The organism is Micrococcus sp. FDAARGOS_333, from assembly GCF_002206575.2.
Taxonomy (GTDB): domain Bacteria; phylum Actinomycetota; class Actinomycetes; order Actinomycetales; family Micrococcaceae; genus Micrococcus; species Micrococcus lylae.
The window spans coordinates 1,433,270-1,446,370 of the sequence record NZ_NJFJ02000001.1 but is presented as its reverse complement, the minus strand read 5'-3'; the positions used below and the strand labels follow the sequence as shown (position 1 = coordinate 1,446,370).

General features: G+C 71.4%; 10 protein-coding genes and 2 tRNA genes. 4 read left to right on the top strand and 8 right to left on the bottom strand.

Features of this window, described 5'->3' with window-relative positions; genetic code table 11:
* Positions 1-134: 134 nt before the first annotated feature.
* The 8 genes from CEQ11_RS06475 to ilvD form a co-directional block, all read right to left on the bottom strand.
* Positions 135-1,223 carry a 3-isopropylmalate dehydrogenase gene (locus tag CEQ11_RS06475; RefSeq protein ID WP_088478118.1) on the bottom strand — a complete coding sequence of 363 codons (1,089 nt, stop codon included), beginning with the start codon at positions 1,221-1,223 and terminating at the stop codon, positions 135-137.
* A gap of 72 nt (positions 1,224-1,295) precedes the next feature.
* On the bottom strand, positions 1,296-2,915 hold the full coding sequence (gene metG / locus CEQ11_RS06470; RefSeq protein ID WP_369804917.1) for a methionine--tRNA ligase: 1,620 nt from the start codon (positions 2,913-2,915) through the stop codon (positions 1,296-1,298).
* A gap of 112 nt (positions 2,916-3,027) precedes the next feature.
* On the bottom strand, positions 3,028-4,626 hold the full coding sequence (gene serA, locus CEQ11_RS06465) for a phosphoglycerate dehydrogenase (protein ID WP_227718770.1): 1,599 nt from the start codon (positions 4,624-4,626) through the stop codon (positions 3,028-3,030).
* 167 nt (positions 4,627-4,793) lie between these two features.
* Positions 4,794-5,825 carry a ketol-acid reductoisomerase gene (gene ilvC, locus CEQ11_RS06460; RefSeq protein WP_088478115.1) on the bottom strand — a complete coding sequence of 344 codons (1,032 nt, stop codon included), beginning with the start codon at positions 5,823-5,825 and terminating at the stop codon, positions 4,794-4,796.
* A 137-nt stretch (positions 5,826-5,962) separates the two neighbouring features.
* Positions 5,963-6,493 carry an acetolactate synthase small subunit gene (gene ilvN / locus CEQ11_RS06455; RefSeq protein WP_067188791.1) on the bottom strand — a complete coding sequence of 177 codons (531 nt, stop codon included), beginning with the start codon at positions 6,491-6,493 and terminating at the stop codon, positions 5,963-5,965.
* Between the two features lie 3 nt (positions 6,494-6,496).
* Complete coding sequence (locus CEQ11_RS06450; RefSeq protein ID WP_087133530.1) at positions 6,497-8,365, bottom strand: acetolactate synthase large subunit; 1,869 nt, start codon at positions 8,363-8,365, stop codon at positions 6,497-6,499.
* A gap of 184 nt (positions 8,366-8,549) precedes the next feature.
* The gene (locus CEQ11_RS06445; RefSeq protein ID WP_088478940.1) at positions 8,550-9,743 is read right to left on the bottom strand and encodes an N-acetylglucosamine-6-phosphate deacetylase; all 1,194 of its coding nucleotides are present in this window, start codon (positions 9,741-9,743) and stop codon (positions 8,550-8,552) included.
* 138 nt (positions 9,744-9,881) lie between these two features.
* Positions 9,882-11,615, bottom strand: coding sequence for a dihydroxy-acid dehydratase (gene ilvD / locus CEQ11_RS06440; protein ID WP_088478114.1), 1,734 nt, complete (start codon positions 11,613-11,615; stop codon positions 9,882-9,884).
* Positions 11,616-11,733: 118 nt separating this feature from the next.
* Here ilvD and CEQ11_RS06435 point away from each other — a divergent pair, with 118 nt between their 5' ends.
* The 4 genes from CEQ11_RS06435 (at position 11,734) to CEQ11_RS06420 (ending at position 13,088) form a co-directional block, all read left to right on the top strand.
* Positions 11,734-12,198, top strand: a complete 465-nt coding sequence (locus CEQ11_RS06435; protein ID WP_088478113.1) for a hypothetical protein — start codon at positions 11,734-11,736, stop codon at positions 12,196-12,198.
* Between the two features lie 59 nt (positions 12,199-12,257).
* Positions 12,258-12,330 (top strand) — tRNA-Lys (locus CEQ11_RS06430).
* Positions 12,331-12,462: 132 nt separating this feature from the next.
* The gene (gene bcp, locus CEQ11_RS06425) at positions 12,463-12,942 is read left to right on the top strand and encodes a thioredoxin-dependent thiol peroxidase (RefSeq protein ID WP_067188798.1); all 480 of its coding nucleotides are present in this window, start codon (positions 12,463-12,465) and stop codon (positions 12,940-12,942) included.
* A gap of 64 nt (positions 12,943-13,006) precedes the next feature.
* Positions 13,007-13,088, top strand: a tRNA-Leu gene (locus CEQ11_RS06420).
* Positions 13,089-13,101: the final 13 nt, after the last annotated feature.

The following is a 13,101-nucleotide window of genomic DNA, read 5'->3' as shown; positions in this document are numbered from 1 at the left end:
AGGCCAGGCCCTTATCACGATGATATGCCCGTCGGTGGCGGTGCTCACATTCCGGACGCACCGGGGCCGCGACGGCGGCGCCGTTCCGTGTCAGAGGCGGGCGGCGATGTCGTCAGAGGCGGGCGGCGATGTCGTCAGAGGCGGGCGGCGATGTCCCGGGCGACGGCCTCGGTCGAGACCTTCTCCCCCGCGGTGCGCTCGGCAAGGTGGGCCCAGACGGCGCGGTGCACCCGCTCGGCGGCGGCACCGCGGCCCAGGTGTTCCAGGGCCATGGCGGCGGACAGGATCGCGGCGGTCGGGTCGGCGATGCCCTGGCCTGCGATGTCCGGGGCCGAGCCGTGGACCGGCTCGAACATGGACGGCGCCGTGCCGGAGACGTTGATGTTGCCGGAGGCGGCCAGGCCGATGCCCCCGCCGATCGCGGCAGCCAGGTCCGTGAGGATGTCGCCGAAGAGGTTGTCCGTGACGATCACGTCGAACCGGGCCGGGTCGGTGACCATGAGGATGGTCGCGGCGTCCACGTGCAGGTAGTCGTGCGTGACCTCCGGGAAGTCGGCGGCGACCTGCTCCACGACGCGCTTCCAGAGGTGGCCGGCATGGACGAGCACGTTGTGCTTGTGCACGAAGGTGAGCTTCTTCCGGTCCGAGGCCTGGGCGCGGGCGAAGGCGTACCGGACCACGCGCTCGACGCCGTAGGCGGTGTTCACGGAGACCTCGGTGGCGATCTGCTGCTCCGTGCCGCCGCGCAGCTGTCCGCCGTTGCCGGCGTAGGGTCCCTCGGTGCCCTCGCGGACCACGGTGAAGTCCACTTCACCGGGCTCGGAGAGCGGACTGACGGCGCCCGGGTAGAGCCTGGTGGGGCGCAGGTTCACGGCGTGGTCGAGCTCGAAGCGGAGCTTGAGCAGCACCTGGCGCTCGAGCAGGCCGGAGGGCACCTCGGTGTCGCCCGGGGCGACGCCCACGGCACCGAAGAGGATCGCGTCGTGCCGCCGCAGGGCGTCGAGGGTCTCTGCGTTCAGGGCCTCCCCGGTGGCCTTCCAGTGGTCGGCGCCGAGCGGGTACTCGGTGACTGTGGCCTCCGCCTCGCCTTCGGCGGCCAGCGCCGCCTGGAGGACGGCGAGCGCCTGGGCGGTCACCTCGGGACCGATGCCGTCGCCGCCGATGACGGCGAGGTCGATGGAGCCCTCGGCGGGCACATGCGGGGCGGCGGGAATCTGGCTCATGGGCGCCACACTAGGAGAGCCCCCGCCGGGATTCCATGATCCGGGCAGGGGCTCTCACATGTCGGAACCGCCTCAGGCCTCGGCGGGCTCCTCGTGGCGAGGGAACACACCGACCGGCTTCGGCAACGCGGTGCCGGGCACGAGGTCCTCGGCGAACGCGGAGAAGGAGCGCGGACCCTCGTTGGAGGCGTTGGTCCGGCCTGCGTCGCCGGAGGGCTCGACGCCGAGCAGGTCCAGCAGGCGGGTGGCCGAGTCCGGCATCACCGGCTGGACCAGTAGGGCGACGCGGCGCACGGCCTGCAGGGTGACGTAGAGGACGGTGCGCATGCGCTCCTCGTCGGTCTTGCGCAGCACCCACGGGGCCTGGTCCGCGAAGTACGCGTTGACCTCGCCGAGCACGCGCCAGGTCTCCTCGAGCGAGCCATGGAAGTCCTGCACGGCGTAGGCGGCCCGGGCATGCTCGAGCAGGCCGTCCACCTGGGCGAGGATCGCGCGATCGGCGTCGGTGGGCTCGCCCGGAACGGGCACGGCGGCCTCGCAGTTCTTGAACGCCATGGACAGCGAGCGCTGAGCGAGGTTGCCCAGGTTGTTGGCCAGGTCGGCGTTCTTGCGGCCCACCACGGCATCGTGGTTGTAGGAGCCGTCCGCGCCGAAGGAGAACTCGCGCAGCAGGAAGAAGCGCACGGCGTCCAGGCCGTAGCGGGCCGCCCACTCGGCCGGGGCGACGACGTTGCCCAGGGACTTGGACATCTTCTCACCGTTGTTGTTGAGGAAGCCGTGGATCATCACGCGCCTGGGCAGCTCGATCCCGGCGGACATGAGGAACGCCGGCCAGAAGATGCAGTGGAAGCGGGAGATGTCCTTGCCGATCACGTGCACGTCGGCCGGCCAGAACCTGGCGAAGGACTCGGAGGACTCGTCCGGGAAGCCGACGCCGGTCAGATAGTTCGTCAGCGCGTCCACCCAGACGTACATGACGTGGTGGGCCGAGGGCTCCCCGCCTCCGGCCGGGGCGGGGACGGTGATGCCCCAGTCGAAGCTGGTCCGGGAGATGGAGAGGTCGTTCAGGCCCTGCTCCACGAAGCGGATGACCTCGTTGAAGCGGTAGCGGGGACCGGCGAAGTCCGGGTTCGCCTCATAGAAGGCGAGCAGCCTGTCCGTGTAGGCGGAGAGGCGGAAGAAGTAGGACTCCTCCTCGGTCCAGGTGACCTCGGTGCCGGTCTCCACGGCGTACCGCTGTCCGTCCTCGCGGACCTCGGTCTCGTCTTCGGTGAAGAAGCGCTCGTCGCGTACGGAGTACCAGCCGGCGTAGCGGTCCAGGTAGATGTCTCCGTTGGCCTCCATGCGGCGCCACAGCTCCTGGGACGCACGGTGGTGGTCCTCGTCGGTGGTCCGGATGAAGCGGTCGTAGGACACGTTCAGCACGTCGTCGTCCATCGCCTTGAAGGCGGCGGAGTTGCGGGTGGCCAGCTCCATGGGGGTCAGGCCCAGCTTCTCTGCGGCCTGGGCCATCTTCTGGCCGTGCTCGTCCGTGCCGGTGAGGAAGAAGACCTCGCGGCCGTCGAGGCGCATGAAGCGGGCGAGGGCGTCGGCGCCCACCATCTCGTAGGCGTGGCCGATGTGCGGCTCGCCGTTCGGGTAGTGGATGGCCGAAGTGACGTAGAAGGGATCGCGCTGGGTGCTCACCCGCACGATTCTAACGACGACGGCCCCGTCACCTGATCGGGTGACGGGGCCGCTTCCGTGCCGGGGCCGTGGCCGTGGCGGCTGCGGTGTGCCGCGGCGGGTCTGCCCGCTGACCGGCTCAGCGCTCGGCGAGGTCCACCTCGGCGGCGCGTTCTGCCTCGATGGCCTGCTCGAGCTTGTCCAGGGTGCCCGGCTGCAGCGCCGAGTCGATCTGGAGCACCGCCAGGGCAGTGCCGCCCTCGGCCTCGCGGGAGACGTCCATGCCGGCGATGTTCACACCCTGCTCTCCCAGCGCCTGGCCGAGGATGCCGATGACGCCCGGCCGGTCCCTGTAGCGGAAGGCGAGAAGGTGGTCGGACAACGGCACCTCGATCTCTGCGCGGTCCACGCCCACCAGCTTCTGCCGCTGGCGCGGGCCCACGAGGGTGCCGGAGACGGAGACCTGGTCACCCTGCGCGGTGGCGCCGCGGACGGTGACCACGTTGCGGTAGGAGCTGGACTCGGCGGTGGTGGTCAGGCGGGTCTCCACACCACGCTGCTCGGCGAGCACCGGCGCGTTGACATAGGAGACCTGGTCCGAGACGACGTCCGTGAAGACGCCCTTGAGGGCGGCCAGCTGCAGGGAGGAGACGTCCTGCGCGGCGATCTCTCCGGCGACCTCCACCTCCACGGCGGTGAGCGAGCGCTCGCCCAGCAGAGCCGTGAGCACGCGCCCGAGGTTCTCGGCCAGCGGCAGGCCCGGGCGCACGTCCTCGTGGATGACGCCGCCGGCGACGTTCACGGCGTCCGGCACCAGCTCTCCGGCCAGGGCCAGGCGCACGGAGCGGGCGACGGCGACGCCGGCCTTCTCCTGCGCCTCTGCGGTGGAGGCGCCCAGGTGCGGGGTGACGGTGGAGCGGTCGTGGGCGAAGAACGGCAGGTCCGTGGCAGGCTCGGAGGCGAACACATCGATGCCGGCGCCGGCGATCTTCCCGGCGGCCAGGGCGCGGTCAAGGGCCTCCTCGTCCACCAGTCCGCCGCGGGCGACGTTCACCACGAACGCGGAGTCCTTCATGCGCTCGAACTGGTCGTCCGAGAGCATGCCGACGGTCTCCGGGGTCTTGGGCATGTGGATGGTGACGAAGTCCGCGCGCTCGAGGAGCTCGTCGAGCTCGACCAGCTCGGCGCCGAGCTGCTGCGCCCGGGCCGCGGTGATGTACGGGTCGTAGGCCAGGATGTCCATGCCGAAGGCCTTCATGCGCTCGGCCACCAGGGCGCCGATGCGGCCGAGGCCGATGATGCCCAGGGACTTGCCGAACAGCTCGACTCCGGAGTACTTGGAGCGCTTCCACTCCCCCTGCTTGAGGGCGGCGTTGGCCGGTGCGATGTTGCGGGCCGAGGCCAGGATGTGGCCGCAGGTCAGCTCGGCGGCGGACAGGATGTTGGAGGTCGGTGCGTTGACCACCATGACGCCCGCGGCGGTGGCGGCGGGCACGTCCACATTGTCCAGGCCGACGCCGGCGCGGGCGATGACCTTGAGGTTCGTGGCGGCGGCGATGGCCTCGGCGTCCATCTGGGTGGCCGAGCGGATGAGGACGGCGTCGGCGCCGGGCAGGTCCGCCAGCAGGCGGGCACGGTCGGCACCGTCGGTGTGACGGATCTCGAAGTCGGGGCCGAGGGCCTCGACGGTGGCCGGGGAGAGCTCCTCGGCGATCAGGACGACGGACGTGGCGCTCACGGTTCTTCCTTCACGGGGTGCGGATCGGATGCGGCGGGTCGTGGCCGAGCCTAGCCGCATTTCTATGCAAGGAATGGAATATGACGACGGCGCCGGCACCTCACGGGGTGACGGCGCCGTCGTCGGGGATCAGCCGGGGCGATCAGAGGGCGGGCGCACCGTCCGGGTCAGCGGGCAGCGGTGCCCTCGGTGTAGTCGTCGTCGGTGTCCTTGAGCCAGGCGAACATCTGGCGCAGCTCGCGGCCGGTCTCCTCGATCGGGTGCTGCTCGGCCGTGGCGCGCAGCTCCTTGAACTCTGGGGCGCCGGCCTTCTGGTCGTCCATGAAGCGCTGGGCGAAGGCGCCGGACTGGATGTCCGCGAGGACGGCCTTCATGTTCTCCTTGACACGCTCGTCGATGACGCGGGGGCCGGAGACGTAGTCGCCGAACTCGGCGGTGTCGGAGATGGACCAGCGCTGCTTGGCCAGGCCGCCTTCGACCATGAGGTCCACGATCAGCTTGAGCTCGTGCAGCACCTCGAAGTAGGCGATCTCCGGCTGGTAGCCGGCCTCGGTGAGGGTCTCGAAGCCGTACTGGATCAGCTGGGAGGCGCCGCCGCAGAGCACGGCCTGCTCGCCGAACAGGTCGGACTCGGTCTCCTCGGTGAAGGTGGTCTCGATGACGCCGGCGCGGGTGCCGCCGATGCCCTTCGCGTAGGACAGGGCGAGGGCGTGGGCCTCGCCGGAGGCGTCCTGCTCCACGGCGATCAGGGCGGGGACGCCGCGGCCGGCCTCGAACTCGCGGCGCACCACGTGCCCCGGACCCTTCGGGGCCACAAGGGCCACGTCCACGCCGGCCGGGGCCTGGATGTAACCGAAGCGCACGTTGAAGCCGTGGGCGAAGAAGAGGGCGTCGCCGTCCTGGAGGTTCGGCGCGATGTGCTCGTTGTAGACGTCCGCCTGGACCTGATCCGGGGTGAGGATCATGATCAGGTCGGCCTCGGCGGCGGCGGTGGCCACGTCGACCACGCGGAGGCCCTCGGCCTCGGCCTTGGCCCGGGACGCGGACCCCTCGGCGAGGCCGACGCGGACGTCCACGCCCGAGTCACGCAGGGACAGGGAGTGGGCGTGGCCCTGGGAGCCGTAGCCGATCACGGCCACGGTGCGGCCCTGGATGATCGAGAGGTCGGCGTCGGCGTCGTAGAACTTCTTCGCGGACATGGCGGTTCTCCTTCGGTTCGCAGGTCCCGACCGGTGCGGCGGCCGGGGCTCTGACGGATGGCGGGTTCGGTGTGCCGGTCCGCTCGGAGGCGGACCGACGGGGCGGAGGGGTCCGGGGCCGGGCGGCGCCGGGGACGTCAGCGGGCCAGGGCCCGCTCGGTCATGGACCGGCCTCCTCGGGCGACGCCGAGGGTGCCGGAGCGGACGAGCTCGCGGACCCCGAAGGGGGCGAGCAGCTCGAGCAGGGCGTTGAGCTTGTCCCTGGAGCCGGTGGCCTCGAGGGTCAGCGACTCCGGGGCGACGTCCACGACCTGCGCGCGGAACAGCTCCGCTGCCTGGACGACCTGGCCGCGGGTCGTGGCGTCGGCGCGGACCTTGACGAGCAGGTGGTCGCGCTGCACCGATGCCTCCGGGGCGAGCTCGATGACCTTGATGACGTTGATCAGCTTGTTGAGCTGCTTCGTCACCTGCTCGAGCAGGCGCGGGTCCGTGTCCACCACCACCGTGATGCGGGACAGGCCCTCGACCTCGGTGACGCCCACGGCGAGCGAGTGGATGTTGAACGCGCGCCGGGCGAACAGTCCTGCCACCCGGGTCAGCACGCCCGGCACGTCCTGGACCAGGACGGACAGGGTGTGGCGCTGGGTGGGCTCCGTCTCGTTGACCATGTCTCAGTCCTCCTGCGTGAAGTCCGGCGTCATGCCGCGGGCGACCTGGATGGCGTCGTTGCTGACACCGGCCGGAACCATCGGCCACACCATCGAGTCCCTGGAGACCACGAAGTCGATGACCACGGGGCGGTCGTCCACCTCCAGGGCCTTCCGAATGGTCTCGTCCAGGTCCTCCTCGCGCTCGCAGCGCAGGCCGACCGCACCGTAGGCGTCGGCGAGCTTCACGAAGTCCGGGACGCGCACGGTGCCGTGTCCGGTGTTCAGGTCCGTGTTGGAATAGCGCGAGTCGTAGAACAGGGTCTGCCACTGCCGGACCATGCCCAGGGACGAGTTGTTGATGACGGCCACCTTGATGGGGATCCGGTTGATCACGCAGGTGGCCAGCTCCTGGTTGGTCATCTGGAAGCAGCCGTCGCCGTCGATGGCCCAGACCACGCGGTCCGGATCGCCGACCTTGGCGCCCATGGCGGCGGGCACGGCGTAGCCCATGGTTCCCAGTCCGGCCGAGTTCAGCCACTGGCGCGGGCGCTCGTACTGCACGAACTGCGCGGCCCACATCTGATGCTGGCCGACGCCGGCGACGTAGGTCGCCTCGGACCCGGAGAGCTCGGACAGGCGCTGGATGACCTTCTGCGGTGCCAGCAGGCCGTCCTCCGGCTCGGTCCAGCCGAGCGGGTAGGTCTCGCGCAGGCGGTTCAGCACGCCCCACCAGCCGGTGAGGTCGGGCATGCCCACACCGTCGGGGTCGCGGCGCAGTTCCTCGGTGAGGTCCGGGACGATCTCCTTGAGGTCGCCGACGATCGGGATGTCCGCCTGACGGTTCTTGGAGATCTCGGCGGGGTCCACGTCCGCGTGGATGACCTTGGCCCCCGGGGCGAAGCTCGCGAGCAGTCCGGTGACGCGGTCGTCGAAGCGTGCACCGAGCGTGATGAGCAGGTCCGACTGCTGCAGGGCCGCCACGGCGGAGACGGAGCCGTGCATGCCGGGCATGCCGACATGCAGCTCATGGGAGTCCGGGAAGACGCCCCGCGCCGTCAGCGTGGTCACCACGGGGATGCCGGTCACTTCGGCGAGCTCGCGCAGCTCGGCCGAGGCGTCGGCGCGCGCGATGCCGCCGCCGACGTACAGCACCGGTCGGGCGCTCTGCCGGATCAGCCGCGCGGCGGCCCGGATCTGCCGCGGGTGGCCGCGGCGCACCGGCCGGTAGCCGGGCAGCTCGGGCTTCGGCGGCCAGGAGAACTCGAACTCGCCGACCTGGGCGTCCTTGGTGATGTCCACCAGCACCGGGCCCGGCCGGCCGGTGGCGGCGATGTGGAAGGCCTCGGCGAGTGCCTGCGGGATGTCCTCCGCCCGGGTGACGAGGCGGGAGTGCTTGGCGATCGGCATGGTGACGCCGACGATGTCCGCCTCCTGGAAGGCGTCCGTGCCGATCGCCGTGGAGTTCACCTGCCCGGTGATGAACACGACGGCCTGGGAGTCCATGTGGGCGTCGGCGATGGCGGTGACGAGATTGGTGGCTCCGGGCCCGGAGGTGGCCAGGGCGACTCCGGGACGGCCGGTGGCCAGGTAGTAGCCCTGGGCGGCGTGGCCTGCGCCCTGCTCGTGGCGCACCAGGATGTGACGGATGGACGAGGAGTCCATCAGCGGGTCGTAGGTCGGGAGGATCGCGCCGCCCGGAAGGCCGAAGACATCGGTCACACCGATCTCCTCGAGGCTGCGGACGATGCCGGCGGAGCCGGTCATGCGGGTCGGCTCGACCGTGCGGCACGGGCCGGGGACGCGCGGCTCGATGTTGTCGGAGCGGTGGGGACGGGGCGGGCGGGGCGTCGGCGGTGCCGTGGCCGTGCCCGCGCGCTGCGGCGTGCTCATGAATGCTCACCTCGGTGGACGGAGGGTGGTGGAACTCTGGGTCCATCCGCGGACCCGCCGACCTGGTGGGGCTGGGGGTCCTCCGCGGCCGGCCCTGTGGTGGGGGACGGACGCGACGGGTGGTCTCCTGGGTCACACTATCCGCGCAGCGCGGCGACCCCGGCCATGTGTCCGCGGGGACGTCTCACCATGCGGGATCCATGACCGGATCGTGAACAGCACGGCCGACGAGGTCCGTGACGAGCACCTGTGCGGGGACACCCGGGCGCAGCCTGCCGAGATCGAGGCCGAGCGCGTCGGCGGGCACCGCGGTGACGGCACGCAGCGCCTGTTCCAAGCCGATCCCGGCGGCCACGGCGTGCTCGACGGAGCCTGCCAGGGTGACCGTCGAGCCGGCGATCGCCCCGGGCTCCCGGCCCTCGCCGAGTATCCGGGCGACACCGCCGGCGACCGTCACCGCGAGGGGCCCGAGCCGGTAGTCGCCGTCCGCGCAGCAGGCGGCCGCCATCGCGTCGGAGACCATCGCCCACCGCCGGCCCGCCTCGGCGGCGGTGCGGCGCAGCACGGCCGGATGCAGGTGCACGCCGTCTGCGATCGTCTCGATCGTCACCAGCCCGGCCCGGGCACCCTCCAGGAGCGCGAGGACGGGACCGGGGTCCCGGTGGGTCGGTCGGCGGCAGCCGTTGTAGAGGTGCGTCGCCACGGTGGCCCCCGCCTCGATGGCCTCCAGCGTGGTCCCGTAGTCGGCGGCGGTGTGTCCGACCCCGACGACGGCCCCCGCCTCCGCCAGCCGCCGCACCGCGTCGAGGCCGCCGGGCAGCTCGGGCGCGAGTGTCACCATCAGCGGCGCCCCGTCGGCGGCGGCGAGCAGCCGGTCCACGTCGGCCGGTGTCGGAGCGCAGAGCGCCGCGGGGTCGTGTGCGCCGCGGTGGTCCGGGGCGAGCCACGGCCCCTCGAGATGGAGCCCGGCCAGCACCCCCTCGGCCACGAGCGGGGCCAGGGCACGGACCTGGCGCTCCACCACGGGCACCGGCTCGCTCACGAGCGAGGCCACGACGTGCGCCGTGCCGTGGGCCCGCAGCGTCGCCGCGGCGTGGCGGGCCGCCTCCGGCCCGTCGGAGAAGGACGCACCCCCGGCGCCGTGGCAGTGGATGTCCACCGGCGCCGGTGCGAGGACCACATCGCCGAGATCGTGGACCGGCGCCCCCGCCAGGCGTGCGGCGAGCGCCCTGCCTGCGGTCGGCTCGCCCGCGGCCGCAGAGTCCTCCCCCGGGCCGTCGACGACGGTCGACGCGGAGCGTGCCGACGGCAGACCCGGACCGGACCACACGGCCAGGACGCGGCCGCCGTCCAGGGCGAGGCGGCCGTCGTCGTGCATCACGTCCCCGTCATGGACGTGCGCGGCGCGCAGGATGCAGGGGCCCGCGCCCGGCACACGCCGACCGCCCCCGGCGTCAGGCACGGGGGCGGTCGGCGGCGTCGGCGTCATGGCCTCGAGGACCTGGGGACCCGGGCCTCAGCCCAGGTAGGCGCCCTCGGCGGCCGAGTGGACGAGCTTGGCGTACTTGCCGAGCACGCCGGTGGTGAACTTCGGCTGCACCGACTCCCAGGACTCGCGGCGGGCGGCCAGCTCGGCCTCGTCCACGAGCAGGTCCATGGAGCGTCCGGCGATGTCCACGCGGATGCGGTCGCCGTCCTGCACCAGGCCGATCGGACCGCCTTCGGCGGCCTCCGGGGCGATGTGGCCGATGCACAGGCCCGTGGTCCCGCCGGAGAAGCGGCCGTCGGTGATGAGCAGGACGTCCTTGCCCAGGCCGGCGCCCTTGATCGCACCGGTGATCGCGAGCATCTCGCGCATGCCCGGGCCGCCCTTCGGCCCCTCGTAGCGGATGACCACGACGTCGCCGGCGGTGATGGTGCCGTCCTCGAGGGCGTCCATGGCGGCGCGCTCGCGGTCGAAGACGCGGGCGGTGCCCTCGAAGACGTCGGCGTCGAAGCCGGCGGACTTCACGACGGCGCCCTCGGGAGCGAGCGAGCCGTGGAGGATCGCGATGCCGCCGTTGGGGTGCATCGCGTCGTCCATGGTGCGGATGACCTTGCCGTCCACCGGGTCGGGGTCGAGCGCGGCCAGGTTCTCGGCGAGGGTCTTGCCGGTGACGGTGAGGGTGTCCCCGTGCAGCAGGCCCTCGTCCAGCAGGGCCTTCATGACCACCGGGACGCCGCCGATGCGGTCCACGTCCGTCATGACGTACTGGCCGAACGGCTTGAGGTCTGCGATGTGCGGGGTGCGGTCGGCGATGCGGTTGAAGTCGGACAGCTGCAGGTCCACGCCCGCCTCCCGGGCGATGGCGAGCAGGTGCAGCACGGCGTTGGTGGACCCGCCGAACGCCATGGTCACGGCGATCGCGTTCTCGAACGCGGGCTTGGTCATGATGTCCCGGGCCGTGATGCCCTGGCGGAGCATGGTCACCACGGCCTCTCCGGAGCGGCGCGCGAAGGCGTCGCGGCGGCGGTCCGCGGACGGGGCGGCGGCGGAACCGGGCAGGGACATGCCGAGCGCCTCGCCGATGGAGGCCATGGTGTTGGCGGTGTACATGCCGCCGCAGGCGCCCTCGCCCGGAACGATGGACTTCTCGATGCGGAGCAGGTCCTCCTCGGACATGAGGCCGCGGGCGCAGGCGCCGACCGCCTCGAAGGCGTCGATGATGGTGACCTGCTTCTCGGTGCCGTCGGTCAGGCGGGCCACGCCCGGCATGGTCGATCCGGCGTAGACGAACACGGAGGCCAGGTCCAGGCGGGCGGCGGCCATGAGCATGCCCGGCAGCGACTTGTCGCAGCCGGCGAGCAGGACGGAGCCGTCCAGGCGCTCGGCCATCATCACGGTCTCCACCGAGTCGGCGATCACCTCGCGGGAGACGAGGGAGAAGTGCATGCCCTCGTGGCCCATGGAGATGCCGTCCGAGACGGACACGGTGCCGAACTCCAGCGGGAAGCCGCCGGCGGCGTGGACACCGTCCTTCGAGGCCTGGGCGAGGCGGTCCAGGGAGAGGTTGCACGGGGTGATCTCGTTCCAGGACGAGGCGATGCCGATCTGCGGCTTGTCGAAGTCCTCGTCCCCCATGCCGACCGCACGGAGCATGCCGCGGGCGGCGGTGCGCTCCATGCCGTCGGTGACGTCGCGGGAGCGGGGCCTGGCGTCGACCTCCGCCGACCCTGCAGTGCTGTCCTGAGCCTTCGAGGTGGTGTCCATGCGCACATCATAGGGACGGCGTGCGGCAGTGAGACGGTCGCGTCCGCCAGATGACATGCAATCGGATCGTGACCTGTCACGGCACTGCCCCGCCGACGGCCTCACGTACGTTGGAGACATGGACTCGCTCACCCTCCAACGACGGCTGCGCGGCGTGTTCGACGCTCGGGTCTTCAACCACGGCGACTACAACCTCGTCTACGGCCAGACCTCCGGCACGGCCACGCCGTACGTGATCGGCTACCGGCGCGCCCCGCAGGAGCTCGTGCTGTGCCCGGTCGATCCGTCACGCCCGGTGGTGGAGGACGATGCGGACCCGAGCGAGGTCTCCACGGTCTCCCTGGGGAACGTGGCCACCGTCGCGGACACGGGCAGCGGCTATCAGCTGGAGACGGTGACGGGCTTCCGCACCTGGTTCGAGGTCTCCCCCCGCTGCCGCGTGCACGTGGGTGACCTCTCCGAGACCGGCGTGGCCGAGCTGGACCAGTCCGACGACGCCGCGGACTTCCACGAGTTCATGTCCGGATTCATGGACGAGCTCGACGGTCTCTACGCCGATGTGGACATTCGCAAGAAGCCCTGATAGAGTTTTCTCTCGTTGCGACGGAGCGAGTCCGAAAGGAACGGTCCGTAGCATGGCCTGCGCCTCTAGCTCAATTGGCAGAGCATCAGACTCTTAATCTGCAGGTTCCGGGTTCAAGTCCCGGGGGGCGCACACACCAGAAGGGCCCGTCACCGCGAGGTGACGGGCCCTTCGTCGTCCCGGGCGCCCGCACCGCGATCGGTGGTGTGAGAAACGCCTCATCCTCCCGGGGCGGGCGCGGACCGCATGTGTCAGAGTGGAGCCATGACCACCGAGAACACCCGCCTTGCCGTCGGGGACACCGCACCCGACTTCACCCTCCAGGACCAGGACGGCCGCCCCGTCTCCCTGCACGACCATGCCGGCAAGAACGTCATCGTCTACTTCTATCCGGCCGCCTCCACTCCGGGCTGCACCAAGCAGGCCTGCGACTTCCGCGACTCCCTCGCCTCCCTCAAGGCCGCCGGCTACGTGGTGCTCGGCATCTCCCCGGACCCGATCGGCAAGATCATCCGCTTCGCCCAGAAGGAGGGCCTGACCTTCCCCCTGCTGTCCGACGAGGACCATGCGGTGGCCGAGGCCTACGGCGCCTGGGGCGAGAAGAAGAACTACGGCAGGACCTACGAGGGCCTGATCCGCTCCACGATCGTGGTGGACCCGGCCGGCAAGGTCAGCCTCGCGCAGTACAACGTGAAGGCCACCGGCCACGTGGAGCGCCTGCGCAGGGCCCTCGGGGTCGACTGATCCGCCCCGGTCCGGGCCGATAGACTGGGCACCCTGACCGGGCCGTCCAGCGCGGCCCGTCCGCGCGGGCGTGGCGGAACTGGCAGACGCGCTGGATTTAGGTTCCAGTGTCCTACGACGTGGGGGTTCGAGTCCCCCCGCCCGCACTCGTCACGACGA

Coding starts and splice junctions, on each gene's coding strand:
- CEQ11_RS06475 (WP_088478118.1), bottom strand. CDS start 1,223: ATGAGCCAGATTCCCGCCGCCCCGCATGTGCCCGCCGAGGGCTCCATC.
- ilvC (WP_088478115.1), bottom strand. CDS start 5,825: ATGTCCGCGAAGAAGTTCTACGACGCCGACGCCGACCTCTCGATCATC.
- ilvN (WP_067188791.1), bottom strand. CDS start 6,493: ATGGTCAACGAGACGGAGCCCACCCAGCGCCACACCCTGTCCGTCCTG.
- CEQ11_RS06450 (WP_087133530.1), bottom strand. CDS start 8,365: ATGAGCACGCCGCAGCGCGCGGGCACGGCCACGGCACCGCCGACGCCC.
- CEQ11_RS06445 (WP_088478940.1), bottom strand. CDS start 9,743: ATGCACGACGACGGCCGCCTCGCCCTGGACGGCGGCCGCGTCCTGGCC.
- ilvD (WP_088478114.1), bottom strand. CDS start 11,615: ATGGACACCACCTCGAAGGCTCAGGACAGCACTGCAGGGTCGGCGGAG.
- CEQ11_RS06435 (WP_088478113.1), top strand. CDS start 11,734: ATGGACTCGCTCACCCTCCAACGACGGCTGCGCGGCGTGTTCGACGCT.
- bcp (WP_067188798.1), top strand. CDS start 12,463: ATGACCACCGAGAACACCCGCCTTGCCGTCGGGGACACCGCACCCGAC.